This is a genomic window from Pseudomonas sp. MWU15-20650 (genome assembly GCF_023242475.1).
Taxonomy (GTDB): domain Bacteria; phylum Pseudomonadota; class Gammaproteobacteria; order Pseudomonadales; family Pseudomonadaceae; genus Aquipseudomonas.
In genome coordinates this window covers 19,553-40,144 of record NZ_JALJFG010000018.1, presented here as the reverse complement: position 1 = coordinate 40,144, position 20,592 = coordinate 19,553, and the positions used below count along the sequence as shown (strand labels likewise).

Genomic DNA, 20,592 nt, shown 5'->3' with positions numbered 1-20,592 from the left:
CAGGATGGCGCGTGACTGTACTGACTCCCCTGCACGCACTCTGGCTGACGGAGACCGTGCGCCTGCGTGAAGAACACGCCGGCCCCCTGGAAGACCTGGAAGCCAACCGCCTGGCCCGCACGGCCGGGGGCGACTTGCCGACGCGGATTATGCAACGCGCGTTGCACCTGGCCGAGCGCGACGGCCTGAGCGCCGCCCTTGTGCGCTGGCTGCAAGGCGCACGCCTGGCCCTGGTGCTGCTGGCAGTGGTGGCCGTCATCAGCGGCGCCGGCCTGGCCTTTGCCGCACTGGGTAACGGTTTGACCCCAGTGAATGTGTTCTGGGCCTTGGGCAGCCTGCTCGGCTTGAACCTGATCCTGCTGACCAGCTGGGCCTTGGGCCTGCTGTTTGCCGGCGAACACAGTGCCAGCCTCGGACGCCTGTGGCTGTGGCTCAGCGAAAAACTCGCGCGTGATGCCAAGGCCGCGCAGCTGGCGCCGGCGTTGCTGCTGTTGTTGCAACGACAGAAACTCAATCGCTGGGCGGTCGGAGTACTGGTCAACAGCCTGTGGTTGCTGGCATTGCTCAGCGCCATGGTGATCCTGCTGACGCTGTTGGCCACTCGGCGCTACGGCTTTGTGTGGGAAACCACCATCCTCGGCGCCGACACCTTTGTCGCCGTGACCCAGGCCCTCGGTACCCTGCCGGCCTTGCTTGGCTTCGACGTGCCGACAGTGGCGATGATCCGCGCCAGCGGCGACTCCGCCCTGAATATCGAAAGCGCTCGCCAAGCCTGGGCCGCCTGGCTGGTCGGCGTGCTGCTGGTCTACGGCTTGCTGCCCCGGTTGATCCTCGCCCTGCTGTGCCTGTGGCGCTGGAAACGTGGGCGCGCGGCCTTGCGCCTGGACCTCAACCTGCCCGGCTACAGCCAGTTACGCGAACGCCTGATGCCGAGCAGCGAACGGCTGGGTATCAACGACGCCGCACCCGAACAGTTGCACCACGTCAGCGGCGGCATCAGTGAGCTGGAAAGCGACGGCGCCCTGCTGGTGGCCATCGAACTCGACGACCAGCACGCCTGGCCGCCCAAGTTACCGGCCAGCGTCAAAAATGCCGGCATCCTCGACAGCCGCGAATCGCGCAACAAACTGCTGGACCAGCTCACGCGCTTTCCGCCCGCGCGCCTGGCCATCGCCTGCGACCCGCGCCGCTCGCCCGACCGTGGCAGCCTGGCGCTGATCGCCGAGCTGGCACGCAGCGCCACCGCCACCCGCGTCTGGCTGCTGCAAGCCCCGTCGGGTCAGGCCCTGGATGCCGAGCGGTTGGGCGATTGGCACACTGCGCTGCAACACCTTGAGTTGCCGTTTGCCGACTGCGCGCCGCTGAACTGGCTGGAGACCGGTCATGACTAAACCACTGAAGCTCGCCGTGGTCGGCCACACCAACGTCGGCAAGACCTCGCTGCTGCGCACGCTCACCCGTGACGTGGGCTTCGGCGAGGTCTCACACCGCCCCAGCACCACGCGGCATGTGGAAGGTGCACGCCTATCGGTCGATGGCGAAGCCTTGCTGGAACTGTACGACACGCCCGGCCTGGAAGACGCCATCGCCCTGTTCGACTACCTGGAACGCCTGGATCGCCCTGGCGAACGCCTGGATGGCCCGGACCGCCTGGCGCGTTTCCTCGAAGGCAGTGAGGCGCGCCAGCGTTTCGAACAAGAAGCCAAGGTGCTGCGCCAACTGCTGGCGTCGGACGCGGGGCTCTATGTGATCGATGCTCGCGAGCCGGTACTGGCCAAATACCGTGATGAGCTGCACGTGCTCGCCAGCTGCGGCAAGCCGTTGCTGCCGGTACTCAATTTTGTCTCCAGCAGCGACCACCGCGAGCCGGACTGGCGCGAAGCCCTGGCCCGTCTTGGGCTACACGCCCTGGTGCGTTTCGACAGTGTCGCGCCGCCAGAAGACGGTGAGCGCCGATTGTACGAAAGCCTGGCCCTGTTGCTGGAAAACGCACGGCCACAGTTGGAACGCCTGATCCTCGATCAAGAGGCCCAGCGCCAGGCGCGCCAGCAAAGCGCGGCGCGATTGATCGCCGAGCTATTGATCGATTGCGCCGCGTGCCGGCGCAGCGTGGTCACCGAAGACGAACAGCAAGCCATCGGCGATTTGCGCAAAGCCGTGCGCCAGCGCGAACAGAAGTGCGTGGAAGCCTTGCTCAAGCTGTTTGGCTTCCGCCCACAGGACGCCGCTGCCAGTGATTTGCCGTTGCTGGATGGCCGCTGGGGTGATGACCTGTTCAACCCCGAAACACTCAAACAACTTGGCGTGCGCGTCGGTGGCGGTATTGCCGCAGGCGCCGCCGCCGGTGCCGGTGTGGATTTACTGGTCGGTGGCCTGACCCTCGGCGCCGCTGCCCTGGCCGGTGCGATTGCCGGTGGCGCGCTGCAAACCGCGCGCGGCTATGGCGCCCGCCTGCTGGGCAAGATCAAGGGCCAACGCGAACTCACCGTCGATGACAGCGTGCTGCGCCTGCTCGCCCTGCGCCAACGTCAACTGCTCAAGGCCCTGAACCTGCGCGGGCATGCGGCGATGCACAGCATCAAGGTCGATACGCCCCAGGACAAAACCTGGCGCGAGGGCAAGCTGCCGGACGCCCTGCACAAGGCCCGCGCCCACCCGCAATGGTCGTCCCTCAACCCCCACGCCAAATTGAGCCAGGCCGAGCGCCAGGAGCAGGTCCAGGCATTGTCGGCTCAACTGAATGAACCGCGGCCCGTGCCTTGAGCGCTCAGTAAGCAGCGTCAAACGGTGTTGTCTGTGTACCATTCAAATGCCAGGAAACTGCTGCACAGGGAGCGGATCAGTTCTTTATCGAGCTGATCAACCACGCCGTTCTTATCCATATCGGTCTGGGTAAACCATTCCAGCTCACCGTTCCCGTAGCCGTCGTAGGCTTCGGCCTGATAAGCCAGCGTCGGTTTACGCACAGCGCTACGCCGTTCCAGAAAATTGAGTTTCACCCCATTGGGCGGGCTTTTTTCGTATTCATGGACGGCGACAACCACCAAGGTGCGCTTCCAGCTTTCGCCGCTGTTAAACCACTTCAACTTAAGAAACGTATTGACGAAGACCTTGAGCCATTGGTAATCGATGACAATATTTTTGCCATCAACGTCAATGTCTACAACGGTTTGAAGATCCACGTCTGCATCGCCATTCATATCAACGGCAAACGCCTCATGAACCAGCTCGTCGAACCCGCCCGCTGCGCGTTCATAGAAATGCAAAAAGACGGTATCTGCCTTTCCATTGCCGCTTCTGTCTTGGGCAGCGGCTTTTAAATAGCGCATCACGTGCTCCCTTCCTTGTGGATCAATGTGCCTTGATATCAACAACCTTGGCGTCGAAGGGCTCAGGTGTGTGCCAATTGAACTTCAAATACAGCTCAGCCAATTGCTGGACCAAGTGCTTGTCAACCTCATCAATGACGCCATCGCAGTTGATGTCGGCATGAATATTCCACTCAAGTTCGCCGTTGTTATCAAAATCATAAGCGGCGCTCCAAGACACCTGAGCGTCCGAACTCAGCAGCCCTGGGCCTTTATGTAAATGCAGGCGCACGGTGTCGGGGGTGCCGTCCTTATAGAAGTCTTCGGAAAAAATCTTCATATAGCGTCGTGTACTGGAGCCGCGGTTCACCCAATTAATCTTCAAATACGCATTAGCGAATCTGTCCAGCAACACCCGATCAAGACTGTTTTCCCGACCGTTATTGGTAACGTCTCCCCGGCTGTAATCTACCTTCCCGTCTGATGTGAAATCATAGGCCACGGCCTCATTGAGCAACCTGCCCTGATCGCATTGCGTACGTTGGTAGAACTGAAGCCGCACTGTATTCGCCCGGCCATCTCCCGTTTGATCCTGCGCAACCACCTTTAAATAGCGCATCTGCGTTGCTCCCATGGTTAAGAAGCAAGCACCTTAGTGGGGCGCCTATCGAGGCTCCAGGCGGCGTCTCTGCGATGTGTGTAGGGCCCGTCTACGCGGCCAGTAGTCGCGCGGCCTTGGCTTTGAGCAGTTGCAGATCCAGCACCGGTACATGCCTTTGCTTGGCCTCTTCGTCCCAGTGGCGCATACGCAAGCTCACGGCATACAACGGGTCTTGCTCAAAGGCTCGAGCCTCTTCGGCGCTCATGACGCCGCCCTGGTAACCCAGGGTTCGCCGGCTGGCCTCGCTCAAACGCGCGTAATAGTCCGGCTGGCTGAAGGTCAGGTAACGCTTGGCCTGCACGTGGTATTCCACCAACTTGGCCAGGCGTTCGCTGAAGCCTGCGCGGCGCAGGTAATCGGCACCCAGCCGCTCGTGGCTGACCACGCCATAACCGCCCATGTTCTCGCCACCCTGGCCGCAGAGATGCCCGATATCGTGGAAGAACGCCGCCAGCACCACCTCATCGTCAAAGCCCTCGGCCATCGCCAACTGCGCGGCCTGGGACATATGCTCGAGCTGTGAGACCGGCTCACCAATGTAATCCGCCATCCCGTGCCGCTCGTACAGCCCAAAGACGTCGGCAATCGCCTGTTCCGGGTTCATCACGCCTCTCCCCACAGTGTGGTGATATTTCGCTCAGCCATGGCAGGCCCAACGCTCATGCCCACGCCGGTGTGCATCAACGCGGCGCTGACGCCGGGGGCAGCACGTACAAAGGAAAACGGCCCTGGCCCGCGCGAGCCATAGACACCCTGCCAACGCTCGACCACCTGGATCTTGCAGCCCAGCGTCTGTTCGGCCAGCTCGATCATCCAGTCATCGACCTGCTCGGCATTGAAGGGCGATGCGTCACTGCCATAGTCATGGGAGTCACCAATGATCAGTTCGCCGTGGGGCGTCGGGCTGATCAGCAGGTGAATCCCATGTTCATGCAGGTGCGGGGCTTCACGCAGGATTTGCGCTTGCACCGGCGCCGCTTGCGGCAGGTCGGCAAAAGCGCCGTAGTGCACGCAACTCAAACCGGTGAGCAACGCGTGTTGCAGGTTCAGGTTGCCCACGGGGCGGGCACGTAACATTTGCAGACGGCAAACTTGCGGGTTGAGCTGGGCGATGGGCTCGGCCAGCAGGGTCTGATAGTCGTGGCCGGAACACACGATGACCTGCTCGCCACGAAAACTGCCCGCCGTGGTGTGTACATGGCCTGGCTCGACGTCACGTACCAGGGTGGAAAAGTGAAACTCCACCTTCAATGCCTGGCTGAGGTAGTGGATCAACGCCGGGATCGCCTCGCGAGAATACAGCTGCTGATCATCCTTGCCGTGCAGTGCCGCGCGATGATGGCGAAACTGGCCGCCGTACAAATCTTTCATCGCCGCACCTTGCAACAACTCGACGTTGTAGCCGTGCTCCTGCGCGCGGCCGGCGCAAAAAGCCTCAAGCAGATGTTCTTCTGCTTGCGTGCGAGCGAACAGATACGAGCCATTACGCTTGAGCTGCAACCCGGCCACCTGCGCCCATTGCCCCCAGATCTCGCGGCTTTCCCGTGCCAGGTCGAGCATTGGCCCAGGCGGTTGGCCGGTGACCAGTGCCTGGCCGAAGTTGCGCACCGAAGCCCCCAATGGCGTGGCGCTGCGCTCGAACACCTTGACCTTGAGGCCGCGTTTGGCCGCCGCATAGGCGTGGGACAGGCCGAGAATGCCGGCGCCGATGATCAGTAAGTCGTTGTGGTGTGTCATGAAGTGATGCCTTACATTTGCGACCGCTTTCGCGAGCAAGCCCGCTCCCACATTTTGATGTATGAACACCTTCAAAAGTGGGAGCTGGCTTGCCTGCGAAGAGGCCATCAGCCCAAACGAAAACCTTACTGACCCGCCACTTTCTCCGACTTGCCGTCATAGCGCTTGCGCCACTCGGTCAGGATGCTGTCGCGGTTTTTCGAAGCCCAGGCAAAGTCGTTCTTGATCAAGCGTTGCTCGTAGTCAGCCGGCAATTCGGTCTGCGGCTTGGCAATACCCGGCTGGGCAAGGACAGCGAAGTTATCCTTGTACAACTCCATCGCGGCAGGGCTTGCGGAGAAGTCGGCGAGTTTCTTCGCGGCATCGGCGTGGGCCGTGCCCTTGATCACAGCGGTGGCTTCGATATCCCAGCCCAGGCCCTCTTTGGGCAGGATGATGTCCAGCGGGGCGCCCTGGCGCTTGAGCTGTACCGCCGGGTATTCGAAGGAAATGCCAATCGGGAATTCACCTGAAGCCGCCAGCTTGCACGGCTTGGAACCGGAGTGAACGTACTGGCCGATGTTCTGGTGCAGGTCGTCCATGTACTGCCAGCCCTGTTTCTCACCGAAGGTCTGCAACCAGGCGCTCACGTCCAGGAAACCAGTACCGGACGACGCCGGGTTAGGCATCACGATCTTGCCCTTGTATTCCGGCTTGGTCAGGTCTTGCCAGCTCACCGGTTTGCTCAGGCCCTGCTTTTCGGCTTCGACGGTGTTGAAGCAGATGGTCGCGGCCCAGACATCCATGCCTACCCAAGCCGGTGGGTTGGCGGGGTCACGGTAATGTTTGCCGATCTTGTCCAGGTCTTTGGGTGCGTAGTTGTCCAGCATCCCTTGCTGGTCGAGGATCGCCAGGCTCGACGCGGCCAGGCCCCAGACCACGTCAGCCTGCGGGCGGGCTTTCTCGGCCAGCAGCTTGGCGGTGATGATGCCGGTGGAGTCGCGCACCCACTTGATCTCGACGTCAGGGTTGGCCTTTTCGAAAGCCTGTTTGTAGGTCTTCAACTGCTCGGCTTCGAGGGCCGTGTACACGGTCAGCTCGGTCTTGGCGAAGGCATTCAGGCTGAATGCAGTGAGTACCGCAGCGACCAGCGCCAGGGGCTTGAACATGGAGCACCTCCTTCAGGGAAAGTTATTGACCCGGCGCGGTCTGGCGCCAGGCTTGGGAACGGCGCAACGCGCCACGTGAGGCCCACGCCAGCAGCAGCGAGACGCCGGCCGAAGTGAACAGAATCAGGGTGGACATGGCCGCAGCACCGCCCACGTTGCCCGCGTCGTCCATGTTCAATACAGCGACGGCGGCGAGGATGGTGTCGGGGCTGTAGAGGAAGATCGCGGCCGACACGGTGGTCATCGCCGATACAAACAGGTAGCGCACGATGTCCAGCAGCGCCGGCAGGCAGATCGGCACCGTCACACGTAGATAGTGGCGGTACAGCGGCGCCTTGAGGGACAGCGCGGCGGCTTCGAACTCACCGTCCAGCTGGCGCAGTGCCGTGGTCGCGGTCATCTGCGCGGTGGTCAGGTAGTGCGCGATGGTGCACACCACCAGCAGGGTCATGGTCCCGTAGAACACATGCAGCGGGTTGCCGTTGAGGTTGAAAAAGAACACATAGCCCAGGCCGAGCACCAACCCCGGCACCGCCATCGGCACAAAGCTGAGCATGCGCAGCGCCAGGTTCAGGCCCTTCTGGCCCTTGGTCTTTTCCATCAGGTAGGCGCCAGTGAAGATCAACACGCTGCCGATCAGCGCCGTGCACAGGGCCATGCTCAGGCTGTTGCGATAGGCCAGCCAGCCGCCACCGGCGGTGTCTTCAAACTGGTAGTGGTTGAGCGACAGCGACAGGTTGTACGGCCAGAACTTCACCAGCGAGGAATACACCGCCATGCCAAATACCAGCAGCAACACCGCGCAGATCAACACCACAATGGCCAGGTAGCAGCCATCGCGCAGCCGTGACGGGGCGGGCTGAAAGACCTGGGCGCGACCGCTCATGGCATCGCCGTGACGACGGCGTAGCCAGGTATCCACACCAAAGCTGAACAATGCCGGCAGCAGCAGCACCATGCCGATCAGCGCACCGCGACCGAACTGTTGCTGGCCGACTACCGCCTTGTAGGCTTCCAGCGCCAGCACTTGGTAATCACCACCGACCACCACCGGCACGCCGAAGTCGGTGATGGTCAGGGTGAACACCAGGCAAAAGGCGGCGAACACGGCCTGGCGCGTGGCTGGCCAAGTGATGCTGCGAAACGCCCGCGCCGGGCTGGCGCCCATGCTGGAGGCAGCATCGAACAAGCGCGCATCCGCCAACGAGAGGGCTGACAACAAAATCATCAGCGCATGGGGGAAGGTGTAGATCACTTCACCAAGCACAATGCCCCAGAAGCCGTAGATGTTGTCCGAAAGCACGCCGCGCAACAGCCCCTGGTTACCAAACAGGTAGACCAGCGCAATGCCCGGCAACATCGACGGTGCCATCAACGGTAGCAGCGACAGGCCGCGCCAGAAGGTTTTACCGGGAATCAACGTGCGTTGCAGGGCATAGGCAAACAGATAGGCCAGCGGTACGACGATGGCCGCTACGCTGAGGGAGACTTTGAGGCTGTTGCCCAGCAACCAGTGGAAGTTGGCGCTGGTCACCAGCGCCTGCGCGGCCACCAGCCCGCCGCCCTGCCCGGCTTCGCTGCTGAAACCGCGCCAGAAAATCGCCAGCAACGGCAGCAAGACGGCGATACCCAGCAGGCACAACCAGAGCAGTTTGCCGCCCACCACGAAAATGCGATCGCCCCACTCGACGCGGGAAACCTGACGCGCAATCGGCAATGTCATGACAGAGGCCATCTCAGGCAAACACCTGCAGGCTGCGCGGCGGCAAGGCCACCCAGATGTCCTGGGCGCCCAGGCGCGGCATGGCTTCGGGGGCCAGTTCGGCGAGCAACGGATGGCCGGGCAACTGCTCCAGCTCAAAGCTCATGCGGCAGCGGTTACCGAGGAAGGTGATCTCACGCACCTTGGCCGGGAACAGGTTTTCTTCATGCACCGGCGGGTTGACGCTGATGGCTTCCGGGCGACAGAACAGGCGCCCGGATTTCGCCACGCCAGCATCGTCGGCCAGGCGCATATTCATCCCGCCGACCTGGGCGTGGCTGGCGCTGTTGCGGCTGAACGGCAACCAGTTGCCCTGGCCGACAAACTCCGCCACGAATGGCGTCGCCGGGCGGTCGTAGATTTCCTGGGGCGTGGCGTATTGCTCAACCTTGCCGTTGTTCATCACGGCAATGCGGTCGGCCATCAACATGGCCTCGTCCTGGTTGTGGGTCACCATCAGCGTGGTAATACCCAGGCGCCGTTGCAGTTGACGCAGCTCGGTGCACAAGTGCTCACGCACCCGAGCGTCGAGGGCCGACATCGGCTCGTCCAGCAGCAGTAACGAGGGTGCCGGCGCCAGCGCACGGGCCAGGGCAACCCGCTGTTGCTGGCCACCGGACAGTTGGCCGGGGTATTTCTTTTCGCTGCCGAGCAGGCCCACCAATTCAAGCATCTGCCCGACACGCTTGCGCACTTCATCACGGCCACTGCCGGTGAGGCCGTAGCCGATGTTCGCCTCCACCGTCAGGTTGGGGAACAGCGCGTAGGACTGGAACAGAATCCCGTAGTCCCGCGCCTGGGGCGGCAGCAAGGAAACATCCCGGTTGCCCAGGTAAAGTTCGCCGCTGTCCTGGCGCTCCAGGCCGGCAATGCAACGCAACAGTGTGGTCTTGCCGCAGCCGGATGGGCCCAACAGGCACACCAACTCGCCGGCAGCGATGTCCAGCGACACGTTGTCCAGCGCGGTAAACGCGCCAAAGCGTTTCTGGATTGCACGCACTTTCATCGGTGCGCCGGGTTGGGTCAGGGCTGTGTGCATGGTGGCACCTCATCGAACGGATGAAGGCCATGCTAGGGAGGCAATGCGTAACGGGTGTGGCAGAAAGGCAAAAGGCGGTGATAGTGGTATTGGTGGATTTGTGTAGGACTCATGGTGATGAGTTGCCTGGCCTACCGCTTTCGCGAGCAAGCCCGCTCCCACAGGTTGACCGCATTCTCATGTTGAAACGCGATCAAATGTGGGAGCGGGCTTGCTCGCGAAGAGGCCCTCAAAGCCAGCGAAAAATTCAGAGGGGTGACATTTCTTGAGCCAAGCCAAGAAACGCCGCCGGCAACCGCGCCCCTTTGCGCTCCTTGAGGCAATACAGATACTCCGGAATCTGCGGCGCATTCTCGATGGTCAGCACCCGCAACTGCGGATCATGCGGGACTTCCTGTCGCGCAATGATGCTGATGCCGATATTGCGTAGCACGGCCTCGCGGATCGACTCGCGGCTACCAATTTCCAGCAGCGGCCCGTAGCTCACACCGGCACCCTGCAGCATGTCTTCCGTCAGCCTGCGGGTGGTGGAGCCGGCCTCACGCATCAACAGCGTATGCCCGGCAAGCGCGCTCAACGGTACATGGTCGAGCTTGGCCAACGGGTGATTGCGATGCACTGCCAACACCAAAGGGTCGGTGCCCAGCACACGGCGGATCAGGCGGGGGTCTTCCAGCAATTGCGAAGAAGCAGCGACGTCGACGCGGTAATCGTCCAACGCTTCGAGTACCTGCTGGGAGTTGCCGATTTCCACCGAGACCTCCACCTGAGGCAGGCGCTCGCGAAAGGCTTTGACCAGGTCGAGAATGTAGTACGGCGCCGTCGCGGCAATCCTCAGCGCCCCCTGGACCTGGCCATTGTTGCGCAGGAAAAATTCGATATCCGCTTCCTGCTGCAACAGCGTCTTGACCATCGGCAGCAGGCGCGCGCCTTCGTCGCTGACCGTCAGGCGGCGGCCACCGCGGTAGAACAACTCAACGCCGTACTGGCTTTCCAGGTTGCGAATCTGGGTGGTGACCGTGGGCTGGCTCAAGCCGAGTTTTTTCGCCGCCTGGGTAATGCTGCCCAGGCGGGCGACCATAAAAAACGCCTTCAACTCGGCACTCAGCACACCACCCTCTCATCCTCTATTTGCGCAACAGGCGCAGGCCATTGAACACTACCAGCAGGCTTACGCCCATGTCCGCGAACACCGCCATCCACATGGTCGCCATGCCCAGGAACGTGACCGCCAGGAAGATCGCCTTGATCACCAACGCCAGGGCGATGTTCTGCTTGAGGATACTCGACGTTTGCCTGGAAAGCCGAATGAAAGCCGGAATCTTGCGCAGGTCATCGTCCATCAGCGCTACGTCGGCGGTCTCGATGGCGGTGTCGGTGCCCGCCGCGGCCATGGCAAAGCCAATTTCGGCGCGGGCCAAAGCCGGAGCGTCGTTAATGCCGTCGCCGACCATCCCCACCCGGCGACCTTGGCCGTAGAGGGTTTCGATGGCGTGCAGTTTGTCGGTGGGCAACAAGTCGCCCTGGGCCTGGTCAATTCCGACCTGGGCGGCAATCGCCTGGGCGGTGTGGGTGTTGTCGCCTGTGAGCATCAGGGTCTTGATACCCAGGTCGTGCAGTTGCTGAATGGCTTCGCGGCTGCTGTCCTTGACCGTGTCGGCCACGGCGAACAGCGCCAGCGGGCCGGACTTGTCGAGCAGCAACACCACGGACTTGCCTTGTTTTTCCAGGGCGAAGAGCTTTTCTTCCAGCGCCGGCGAACACAGGCCAAGGTCCTCCACCAAGCGATGGTTGCCCAAGTGGTAGGTTTCTCCGTTGATATCGCCACGCACGCCGCGACCGGCCAATGCCTCGAAGTTATCCACAGTGTGGGTCGCGAGGTTTTTATCCACAGCCGCATTGGCAATCGCCAGGGAGACCGGGTGGTCGGAGCGCGCGGCAAGGCTGGCAGCCAAGGCCGGGACGCTGTCTTCGACAGTGGGGAACAGCGCCAGGTAATCGGTTTGCACCGGTTTGCCATGGGTGATCGTGCCGGTCTTGTCGAGGGCCAGGTAGTCAAGCTTGTAACCACCCTCCAGGTACACACCGCCCTTGATCAGGATGCCTTTACGCGCCGCTGCCGCCAGGCCGCTGACGATGGTCACCGGGGTAGAGATCACCAAGGCACAGGGGCACGCCACCACCAACAGCACCAGAGCACGGTAGATCCAGTCGAACCAGACGCCCGCCATGAACAGCGGTGGAATAATCGCCACGCCCAGGGCAAACAGGAACACCGCCGGGGTGTAGACCTTGGCGAAGCTGTCGACAAAACGCTGAGTCGGCGCCCGTGCGCCTTGGGCCTGTTCCACGGCATGAATGATGCGCGCCAGGGTGGAGTTGTTGGCCGCAGCCGTCACGCTGTATTCCAGAGAGCCTGCCTGGTTGATCGTGCCGGCGAAGACCTTATCGCCCACGGTCTTTTCAATCGGCAGGCTTTCACCGGTGATCGGTGCCTGGTCGATGGTGGACTGGCCGGCCGTGACTTTACCGTCCAGGCCAATGCGCTCGCCGGGCTTCACCCGCACGATCGCGCCCAGTTCAATACTTTTGACCTCTTGCTCCAACCATGAACCGTCAGCTTGCTGCACCGTGGCCTGCTCCGGCGTCATCTGCATCAAGCCGCTGATGGCGTTGCGCGCACGGTCCAGGGACTTGGCCTCGATCAACTCGGCCACAGTGAACAGGAACATCACCATCGCCGCTTCCGGCCACTGGCCAATCAGCACGGCACCGGTTACCGCAATGCTCATCAGGGCGTTGATGTTCAGGTTGAGGTTTTTGAGCGCAATCCAGCCCTTTTTGTAGGTCGTGAGGCCACCACTGAGGATCGACACCAGCGCCACCAGCGCGATCACCCAGGTCGGCGCCACACCGCTGAAATGCAGCACTTCTGCACCCAGCGCGCCCACGCCGGACACCGCCAGCGGCCACCAATGCTTCTTGGCGGGCGGTTCGGCAGCCGGGACGCCTTCTTCGATAGGGTCGGCCTGCATCCCGAGGGATTTGATCGCCTCGATGATCGGCGCAGTGCTCGGCAGGTCATGGGTGACGCCGAGGATGCGGTTGATCAGATTGAATTCCAGTTGCTGCACACCGGCAAGCTTGCCCAGTTTGTTCTGGATCAGCGTCTGCTCGGTAGGGCAGTCCATGGCTTCGATGCGAAAGGTGCTCAGGCGCGAGCCGGCTGTCGGCGCGTCGCTGAGCTTCACCACGGCTGGCGCAGCCTTGCTGGAACAGCAGGAGTCGCCGTGGCTGGCATGGTCGTGCTGTTTGACCGGTGTCAGCTTGGCGCCATGATCGTGGCTGTGGTCATGAGCATGATCGTGCTGGTGATCATGCTTATGCTTATTTGGGGTGTGGATGGAATCGCTCATTCTGTCGCGTCCGTAAAGGTGCCTGTTGCCAAGTAAAGACCCTGTAGCCACTATAGGGTCAAGCACCCATTTGGAGATTGCTGCGATGAAGATCGGCGAATTGGCCAAACTGACCGACTGCCAGGTGGAAACCATCCGTTATTACGAGAAGGAAGGCTTGCTACCGCCGCCCGCGCGTACCGACGCCAACTACCGCGTGTACACCCAGGCGCACACCGAGCGGCTGGTGTTTATCCGCAACTGCCGCAGCCTCGACATGACCCTGGAAGAGATCCGCAGCCTGCTGGGGCTACGTGATAGCCCACAGGACCAGTGCGAAAGCGTGAACGCGTTGATCGACGAGCATATTCACCATGTGAAAGCGCGGATTGATGGGCTGTTGGCGTTGCAGGAGCAATTGCTGGACCTGCGCCAGCGCTGCGGTGGCGGGCCGGGGCTGGACCAGTGCGGGATTTTGCAGCGGCTGGAAGTCAGCGGGAGCGTTGCGGCCAGCGAGGCTGAGCCCTCCCATGTGGGCAGAAGCCACGGCCATTGACAGGGACCCAATGTGGGAGGGAGCAAGCCCTCTCCCACACAAGCCCATCCCTTAAGACCAGGACAGTCTTTAGATCGCCACGTCAGCCTTGATGCTTGGGTCAGCGTCATAGCCCACGATCTCGAAATCTTCGAACGTGTAGTCGTAGATCGATGCAGGTTTACGCTTGATCACCAGTTCCGGCAGCTTCTTCGGCGTGCGCGCCAGCTGGGTGCGGATCTGTTCCATATGGTTGCTGTAGGCGTGGGTGTCGCCGGTGGTGACGATGATCTCGTGAGGGATCAGGTCGCACTGCTGGGCCAGCATGTGGGTCAGCAACGCCAGGGCGGCGGTGTTGTATGGCAGGCCGAGGAACACGTCGGAACTGCGGATATACAACTGCATCGACAGATGACCGTCATGCACGAACGCCTGGTACAGCAGGTGGCACGGTGGCAAGGCTTGCTTGCCATTGCGTGCGTTTTCCTGGGGGCTCTTGGTCTCGTCCGGCAGGTACTCGACGTTCCAGCCATGGAACAGGATGCGGCGGCTGTTTGGGTTGGTCTTGAGCGTGTGGACCATGTAGTCGATCTGGTTGATCGTGCCGCCGTCCTTGGTCGGCCAGGCGGTCCACTGCTCGCCGTACACCGGCCCGAGGTCACCTTCTTCGGTGGCCCATTCGTCCCAGATTTTCACGCCATTTTCGTTGAGCCACTTGATGTTGGTGTTGCCGCTCAACATCCAGATCAGCTCGTTGGCGATGCTCTTGAAGTGAAGCTTCTTGGTGGTCAGCAGCGGGAAGCCGTCGGCCAAGTTATGCCGATACTGACGGGCAAACACGGCCTTGGTGCCGGTGCCGGTGCGATCGCCTTTGGTCAATCCATTGGTCACGACGTCGTTCAGTAGTTCGAGATATTGCTTCATGTCATTACCCGTATCGTTGAAGCCGAGGCCAAAAGGCCCCGGCATTCGAATTTAAAGCGCGGTGTTCTTGATGCCTTGCGGGCGGTTGTAAGCCCACCACAGCAGGCCCAGGCCGGCAATGATCATCGGCAGGCTGAGGATCTGGCCCATGGTCAACCAGCCCCATGCCAGGTAGCCCAACTGCGCATCCGGCACCCGTACGAATTCGACGATGAAGCGGAAGATCCCGTAGAACAGCGCGAACATCCCCGACACCGCCATGGTTGGACGTGGCTTGCGCGAGAAGATGTAAAGGATGAGGAACAGTGCCACACCTTCCAGGGCGAACTGGTAAAGCTGCGACGGATGGCGCGGCAATTGCGCCGGGTCGCTGAACGGCGGGAACACCATGGCCCATGGCACGTCGCTCGGCTTACCCCACAACTCCGCGTTGATAAAGTTACCGATACGCCCGGCGCCCAGGCCGATCGGTACGAACGGTGCGACGAAGTCCATCAGCTGGAAGAACGACTTGCCATTACGGCGGCCGAACCACCAGGCCGCGATCATGACGCCGACGAACCCCCCGTGGAACGCCATGCCACCCTTCCACACTTCGAAGATCAGCGTCGGGTTGGCGATATACGCCGGCAAATCGTAGAACAACACATACCCCAGGCGCCCGCCGACGATTACCCCCATCGACATCCAGAACACCATGTCGGAGAGTTTCTCCTTGGTCCAGGTCGGGTCGAAACGGTTCAGGCGCCGGGAAGCCAGCAGCCAGGCACCGCCGATGCCGATCAGGTACATCAACCCATACCAATGGATTTTCAGCGGACCGATGGCCAGGGCCACCGGGTCGATCTGCGGGTAAGGCAGCATTGCGACTCCTCGTTAAAACATTTAGTCATGACGCACCGGACCATGCCGGTGTGCGATTAAGCCTGCGTTACAGCTGCGATATCAAATTAAGAAGTGCACATACACACCAAACAGCCCGGCATGTTAACGGATGGAAGGTGTGCCGCCCAACTTCGATACGATGGAACGCCCGCGGTTCTATGGGTAGAGTTGGGAAAAACACAAAAGGGATCGCCCCATGTGCCTGATTGTTTTTGCCTGGCGACCGGGCCATGCCCAGCCACTGATCGTCGCGGCCAACCGTGATGAGTTCTACGCCCGCCCCAGCCTGCCGTTGGCTCAGTGGCCGGATGCGCCACAGGTTTACGCCGGCCGCGACCAGGAAGCCGGCGGTACCTGGCTGGGTGTCAACGCCGAAGGGCGGTTCGCTGCCCTGACCAATATTCGCAACCCGCACCAACCGCCCGCACGCAAGTCGCGCGGCGAACTGGTTGCGCGCTTTCTCAGTGGATCGCTGCCGATTGACGACTACTTGGCCGACGTTAACGGCCGATCGATTGAATACGCCGGGTTTAACCTGCTGCTGGGCACGCGGGATGAACTGTGGCACTACAACGCCAACGAGATCGATCCCACGCTGCTGGCGCCGGGCGTCTATGGGCTGTCCAATGCCGGGCTGGATACGCCTTGGCCGAAGCTGGTCAAGGCCAAGGCGGCGTTGAAAGCGTTGCTGGAGCACCCGCAGCCTGAGGCGTTGCTGGGCCTTTTAAGCGACACGCAAACCGCGCCTTTCGCGGACTTGCCGGACACCGGCGTGGGGTTGGCCACAGAAAGCCTGCTGTCGAGCGTGTTCATTGCCAGCCCCAGCTACGGGACGCGGGCGAGCACGGCGCTGATTGTGAATGCCGACGGCACGCGGCGCATGGTGGAGCGTAGCTTCGGGCCTTTGGGTGGGCGGCTCGGAGAGGTAGAACTCAATTTCTAACCACACCACCAATGTGGGAAGGGGCTTGCTCCCGATTGCAAGGCATCAGTCACCAGACGTTTGACTGATACACCGCTATCAGGAACAAGCCTCCTCCCACATTTGGATCGGCGCCAGGCGCTAGAGGGTTTTGGCAGAGGCCGGGTTGATCATGCGGGTCAACCCCAGGTTCTTCAGCGCCAGCTGCAGCGAGCTGTGGATAACTTGCGGATTGTCGATGGTCATCAATTCCGCCAGCAGTTCCTTGGCCATGCTCACGTTTACCTGGCGCAGCATCCACTTCACCTTCGGCAAGTTCGTGGCGTTCATCGACAGGCTGTCAAAGCCCATCGCCATCAACAGCACCGCCGCCGCGGGGTCACCGGCCATTTCACCGCAGATGCTCACCGGCTTGCCTTCGGCATGGGCGTCGCGCACCACGTGTTGCAGGGCTTGCAGCACCGCCGGGTGCAGGTAGTCGTAGAGGTCGGCCACCCGTGGGTTGTTACGGTCCACCGCCAGCAGGTACTGGGTCAGGTCGTTGGAGCCTACCGACAGGAAGTCCACCTGCCGCGCCAATTCCTTGGCCTGGTACACCGCCGCCGGGATTTCGATCATTACGCCAATCGGCGGCATCGGTACGTCGGCGCCTTCGTCGCGCACTTCGCCCCAGGCGCGGTGGATCAGGTGCAGGGCTTCTTCCAGCTCGTGGGTGCCGGAGATCATCGGGAGCAGGATGCGCAGGTTGTTCAGGCCCTCGCTGGCCTTGAGCATGGCACGGGTCTGGACGAGGAAGATTTCAGGATGGTCGAGGGTAACGCGGATGCCACGCCAGCCAAGGAAGGGATTGTCTTCCTTGATCGGGAAATACGACAGTGACTTGTCGCCGCCAATGTCCAGGCTGCGCATGGTCACCGGTAACGGATGGAAGGCGGACAGTTGCTCGCGATAAATCGCCAGCTGCTCCTTCTCACTGGGGAAACGCTGGTTGATCATGAACGGCACTTCGGTGCGATACAGCCCTACCCCTTCTGCGCCGCGTTGTTGCGCACGGGCGACATCGGCCAACAGGCCAGTGTTCACCAACAGCGGTACGCGGTGGCCATCGAGGGTTACGCAAGGCAGCTCACGCAACGAATCGAGGCCCAGCGCCAATTGTTTCTCTTCTTCCACCACCTCAGCGTATTGCTTGCGCAGTAATTCGCTAGGGTTGGTAAAGACTTCACCCCGATGCCCATCGACGATCATGTCGATGCCGTCGACCTTGGAATACGGCAGGTCCACCAAGCCCATCACCGTCGGAATACCCATGGCCCGGGCCAGGATCGCGACGTGGGAGTTGCCCGAGCCCAACACCGAGACCAACCCCACCAGTTTGCCTTCCGGCACTTCGCCGAGCATGGTGGCGGTCAGTTCTTCGCTGATGAGGATGGTGTTGTCGGGGTAGACCAGGTTGGTGCTGCGATCCTCCTGCAGATAGGCCAGCAGGCGGCGACCGAGGTCGCGCACATCCGAGGCGCGCTCGCGCAGGTAGGCGTCGTCCATCAATTCGAAACGGTTGACGTGGTCGGTCACCACCTGGCGCAACGCGCCCTGCGCCCACTGGCCGGTCTTGATCACCGTCTTGACTTCGTTCCCCAGGGACGCGTCATCCAGCATCATCTGGTAGACGTCGAACAGCGCCCGTTCTTCCGGGCGCAGCTGGGTAGCCAGCTTGGTCGACAGGTTGCGCATGTCGGCGCGCACGCCTTCCAGGGCGGTCTTGAACAGTTTGATTTCAGCGTCGATGTCGCCGACAGTCTTGTCCGGCACCACATCGAGGTCTGCCGGGGGCAGCATGACCACTGCCGTACCGACCGCAGCGCCCGGCGAACCCGGCACGCCAACGAACTTGGCTTCCTGGATGCCCTTGCCCTGGCGGCCCAGGCCGCGAATCGAGCCCGTCGCTTCGGCGTGGGCGATAACGCCGGCGAGCTGCGCACTCATGGTCACAAGGAAGGCTTCTTCACCTTCGTCGAACTGGCGGCGTTCTTTTTGCTGGATGACCAACACGCCGACGACGCGGCGGTGGTGAATGATCGGTGCGCCAAGGAACGAGGCGTAGCGCTCTTCACCGGTTTCGGCAAAATAGCGATAACGCGGGTGATCGGCCGCGTTTTCGAGGTTCAGGGGTTCTTCACGCGTCCCCACCAGGCCCACCAGACCTTCATTGGGTGCCATGCTGACCTTGCCGATGGAGCGCTTGTTCAAGCCCTCCGTGGCCATCAGCACAAAACGGTTGGTCTCGGGGTCCAGCAGGTAAACCGAGCAGACCTGGCTGCCCATGGCTTCCTTGACGCGCAACACAATAATCCCCAACGCCGCCTTGAGATCCTTGGCGGAGTTAACTTCCTGGACGATCTTGCGCAGCGTATTGAGCATGGCTCGGGGTCGAACTCCGTCGTCAGTCGCGCGATAAAAGGCGCGGGGCAAGCTCTTTGAGAGCGCGACGATAAACCTCGCGCTTGAATGTCACCACCTGGCCCAACGGGTACCAATAGCTGACCCAGCGCCAGCCATCGAACTCCGGTTTACCGGTCAAATCCATCCGCACCCGCTGCTCGTTGGAGATCAGGCGCAAAAGAAACCATTTCTGCTTCTGGCCGATGCACAGCGGTTGGCTGTGAGTACGCACCAGGCGTTGCGGCAAACGATAGCGCAACCAGCCGCGAGTACAGGCCAGAATTTGCACATCTTCACGCTCAAGGCCGACTTCTTCGTTCAACTCACGGTACAAGGCGTCTTCAGGGGTTTCGTCGGGGTTGATTCCACCTTGAGGAAACTGCCAGGCATCTTGGTTGATTCGGCGAGCCCATAGCACCTGTCCGGCATCATTCGTAAGAATAATCCCGACATTAGGACGGAAACCATCGGGGTCGATCACGGCAACAACCTCGCAAACGCATGTCGTCGCATTGTTCCACAAAGGTTCATCAAGCGGCAACGAGGCTTCTTACCTTATGTGCACTCTTGTGAAAAGACCGTATTCTGGACGCCTTTTTACAGACTTTTCAGCGAGTAACTGCAATGCGCCTGGCTTTATTCGACTTGGACAACACCCTTCTTGGCGGTGACAGCGATCACGCGTGGGGCGATTACCTCTGTGAACGCGGGATTCTCGACCCCGTGGCCTACAAGGCTCGCAACGACGAGTTTTACCAGGACTACCTGGCCGGCCAACTGGATAACGCCGCCTACCTGAATTTCTGCCTGGAAATCCTTGGCCGCACCGAAATGGCCCAGCTCGAAGAGTGGCACAACGACTATATGCGCGACTGCATTGAGCCCATCATGCTGCCGCAGGCGGTGCAATTGCTGGCCAAGCACCGCGCCGCCGGCGACAAGCTGGTGATCATCACCGCGACCAACCGCTTCGTCACCGCGCCAATCGCCGCCCGACTGGGTGTCGAGACGCTGATTGCCACCGAATGCGAGATGCAAGACGGCCGCTACACCGGGCGCAGCACCGATGTGCCGTGCTTCCGTGAAGGCAAGGTGACGCGCCTGAACCGTTGGCTCGAGGAAACCGGGCACAGCCTGGAGGACAGCTACTTCTATAGCGATTCGATGAATGATTTGCCGTTGCTGGAGCAAGTCACTCACCCCGTAGCGGTGGACCCGGATCCGAACCTGCGCGCTGAAGCCGAAAAACGCGGCTGGCCGGTGATTACGCTGCGTGGCTGAAGACCCTATCGAGGGCAAGCCGCCTCCCACACTCGACCGCACTCCAAGGGATGTACGCGGTTAAATTGGGAGGGGGCTTGCTCCCGATGCAGCCAACGCGGTCTAAAGCCCTAAACCGGCTTGGCGCCCATCAACCCTGCAATCGCCACAAACCCCACCAGACTGACCACCGCCAGCACCAACGTGAAGTTCAGGCTACCGCCCTCACCTTTGCGCAGGCGATTGAGCCGCGCCACCAGCCAGAACCAGGCCAGCGCCGCGACGGTGTAAAGGATACTGGAACCCAGGATCCAGGCTTGCCCCAGCGGCCAGCCGACCAGGTGCACCAGCCACCAGCCGGTAAACGGCATGCTGACAAGGCAGATGCCCATCAGCAGCCAGATAAACGCCCACGGACGTTGCACGGTGGCTGCCGGGCCGACGCTGCGTTTGCGCCAGGCCAGTACGGCCAGGCCGAGGCCGCTGAGCAGCAGCAAGACGGTGGCGGTGATGTGGATAACCTTGAGGGTGGTCAGCGTTTCCATGGTCTCGATTCCTTAAAAGGCCGCTCAGT

The 20,592-nt window shown here is 61.4% G+C and carries 19 protein-coding genes; 5 read left to right on the top strand and 14 right to left on the bottom strand.

The genetic code is table 11. The features are described 5' to 3' along the window. Positions 1-11: 11 nt before the first annotated feature. Positions 12-1,391, top strand: coding sequence for a DUF2868 domain-containing protein (locus M5B43_RS15345; protein ID WP_248750898.1), 1,380 nt, complete (start codon positions 12-14; stop codon positions 1,389-1,391). Next, positions 1,384-2,763 carry a DUF3482 domain-containing protein gene (locus M5B43_RS15340; RefSeq protein WP_248750897.1) on the top strand — a complete coding sequence of 460 codons (1,380 nt, stop codon included), beginning with the start codon at positions 1,384-1,386 and terminating at the stop codon, positions 2,761-2,763. Before M5B43_RS15345 ends, M5B43_RS15340 begins: the two co-directional genes overlap by 8 nt. Positions 2,764-2,780: 17 nt before the next feature. On the opposite strand, the gene M5B43_RS15335 is transcribed toward M5B43_RS15340, so the two are convergent. The 9 genes from M5B43_RS15335 to M5B43_RS15295 all read right to left on the bottom strand — a co-directional run bounded on the left by M5B43_RS15335 (position 2,781) and on the right by M5B43_RS15295 (position 13,071). Beyond that, the gene (locus M5B43_RS15335) at positions 2,781-3,329 is read right to left on the bottom strand and encodes a hypothetical protein (RefSeq protein WP_248750896.1); all 549 of its coding nucleotides are present in this window, start codon (positions 3,327-3,329) and stop codon (positions 2,781-2,783) included. Between the two features lie 22 nt (positions 3,330-3,351). Then, complete coding sequence (locus M5B43_RS15330; protein WP_248750895.1) at positions 3,352-3,927, bottom strand: hypothetical protein; 576 nt, start codon at positions 3,925-3,927, stop codon at positions 3,352-3,354. Positions 3,928-4,018: 91 nt separating this feature from the next. Next, positions 4,019-4,573 (bottom strand): phosphonate degradation HD-domain oxygenase, encoded by a 555-nt coding sequence (locus M5B43_RS15325; RefSeq protein WP_248750894.1) that lies wholly within the window; start codon positions 4,571-4,573, stop codon positions 4,019-4,021. Beyond that, positions 4,573-5,706 carry a TIGR03364 family FAD-dependent oxidoreductase gene (locus tag M5B43_RS15320; RefSeq protein WP_248750893.1) on the bottom strand — a complete coding sequence of 378 codons (1,134 nt, stop codon included), beginning with the start codon at positions 5,704-5,706 and terminating at the stop codon, positions 4,573-4,575. Before M5B43_RS15320 ends, M5B43_RS15325 begins: the two co-directional genes overlap by 1 nt. A gap of 125 nt (positions 5,707-5,831) precedes the next feature. Continuing rightward, positions 5,832-6,854 carry a putative 2-aminoethylphosphonate ABC transporter substrate-binding protein gene (locus tag M5B43_RS15315; RefSeq protein ID WP_248750892.1) on the bottom strand — a complete coding sequence of 341 codons (1,023 nt, stop codon included), beginning with the start codon at positions 6,852-6,854 and terminating at the stop codon, positions 5,832-5,834. A gap of 22 nt (positions 6,855-6,876) precedes the next feature. Next, a complete protein-coding gene (locus tag M5B43_RS15310) occupies positions 6,877-8,589 on the bottom strand; it encodes a putative 2-aminoethylphosphonate ABC transporter permease subunit (protein ID WP_248750891.1) in 1,713 nt (570 codons plus the stop codon). A gap of 1 nt (position 8,590) precedes the next feature. After that, the gene (locus M5B43_RS15305; protein ID WP_248750890.1) at positions 8,591-9,655 is read right to left on the bottom strand and encodes a putative 2-aminoethylphosphonate ABC transporter ATP-binding protein; all 1,065 of its coding nucleotides are present in this window, start codon (positions 9,653-9,655) and stop codon (positions 8,591-8,593) included. 247 nt (positions 9,656-9,902) lie between these two features. Beyond that, complete coding sequence (locus tag M5B43_RS15300; RefSeq protein WP_248750889.1) at positions 9,903-10,766, bottom strand: LysR family transcriptional regulator; 864 nt, start codon at positions 10,764-10,766, stop codon at positions 9,903-9,905. Between the two features lie 16 nt (positions 10,767-10,782). Beyond that, the gene (locus M5B43_RS15295; RefSeq protein ID WP_248750888.1) at positions 10,783-13,071 is read right to left on the bottom strand and encodes a heavy metal translocating P-type ATPase; all 2,289 of its coding nucleotides are present in this window, start codon (positions 13,069-13,071) and stop codon (positions 10,783-10,785) included. A gap of 85 nt (positions 13,072-13,156) precedes the next feature. Here M5B43_RS15295 and cadR point away from each other — a divergent pair, with 85 nt between their 5' ends. Next, positions 13,157-13,606 carry a Cd(II)/Pb(II)-responsive transcriptional regulator gene (cadR, locus tag M5B43_RS15290; RefSeq protein WP_248750887.1) on the top strand — a complete coding sequence of 150 codons (450 nt, stop codon included), beginning with the start codon at positions 13,157-13,159 and terminating at the stop codon, positions 13,604-13,606. 69 nt (positions 13,607-13,675) lie between these two features. Here the strand turns inward: cadR and M5B43_RS15285 are convergent, their stop codons facing one another. Both M5B43_RS15285 and lgt read right to left on the bottom strand, forming a co-directional pair. After that, positions 13,676-14,509, bottom strand: a complete 834-nt coding sequence (locus M5B43_RS15285; protein WP_248750886.1) for a thymidylate synthase — start codon at positions 14,507-14,509, stop codon at positions 13,676-13,678. 51 nt (positions 14,510-14,560) lie between these two features. After that, positions 14,561-15,373 (bottom strand): prolipoprotein diacylglyceryl transferase, encoded by an 813-nt coding sequence (gene lgt, locus M5B43_RS15280; RefSeq protein WP_248750885.1) that lies wholly within the window; start codon positions 15,371-15,373, stop codon positions 14,561-14,563. A 217-nt stretch (positions 15,374-15,590) separates the two neighbouring features. Between lgt and M5B43_RS15275 the strand changes: the two genes are divergently transcribed. Further along, the gene (locus M5B43_RS15275) at positions 15,591-16,337 is read left to right on the top strand and encodes an NRDE family protein (RefSeq protein ID WP_248750884.1); all 747 of its coding nucleotides are present in this window, start codon (positions 15,591-15,593) and stop codon (positions 16,335-16,337) included. Positions 16,338-16,457: 120 nt separating this feature from the next. Here the strand turns inward: M5B43_RS15275 and ptsP are convergent, their stop codons facing one another. After that, positions 16,458-18,737, bottom strand: coding sequence for a phosphoenolpyruvate--protein phosphotransferase (gene ptsP, locus M5B43_RS15270; protein ID WP_248750883.1), 2,280 nt, complete (start codon positions 18,735-18,737; stop codon positions 16,458-16,460). Positions 18,738-18,759: 22 nt separating this feature from the next. Then, positions 18,760-19,239: an RNA pyrophosphohydrolase gene (locus M5B43_RS15265; RefSeq protein WP_053128161.1), complete on the bottom strand. Its 480-nt coding sequence runs from the start codon at positions 19,237-19,239 to the stop codon at positions 18,760-18,762. A gap of 143 nt (positions 19,240-19,382) precedes the next feature. Here M5B43_RS15265 and M5B43_RS15260 point away from each other — a divergent pair, with 143 nt between their 5' ends. Continuing rightward, the gene (locus M5B43_RS15260) at positions 19,383-20,039 is read left to right on the top strand and encodes an HAD family hydrolase (RefSeq protein WP_248750882.1); all 657 of its coding nucleotides are present in this window, start codon (positions 19,383-19,385) and stop codon (positions 20,037-20,039) included. 110 nt (positions 20,040-20,149) lie between these two features. On the opposite strand, the gene M5B43_RS15255 is transcribed toward M5B43_RS15260, so the two are convergent. Then, the gene (locus tag M5B43_RS15255; protein WP_248750881.1) at positions 20,150-20,563 is read right to left on the bottom strand and encodes a DUF2269 family protein; all 414 of its coding nucleotides are present in this window, start codon (positions 20,561-20,563) and stop codon (positions 20,150-20,152) included. Positions 20,564-20,592: the final 29 nt, after the last annotated feature.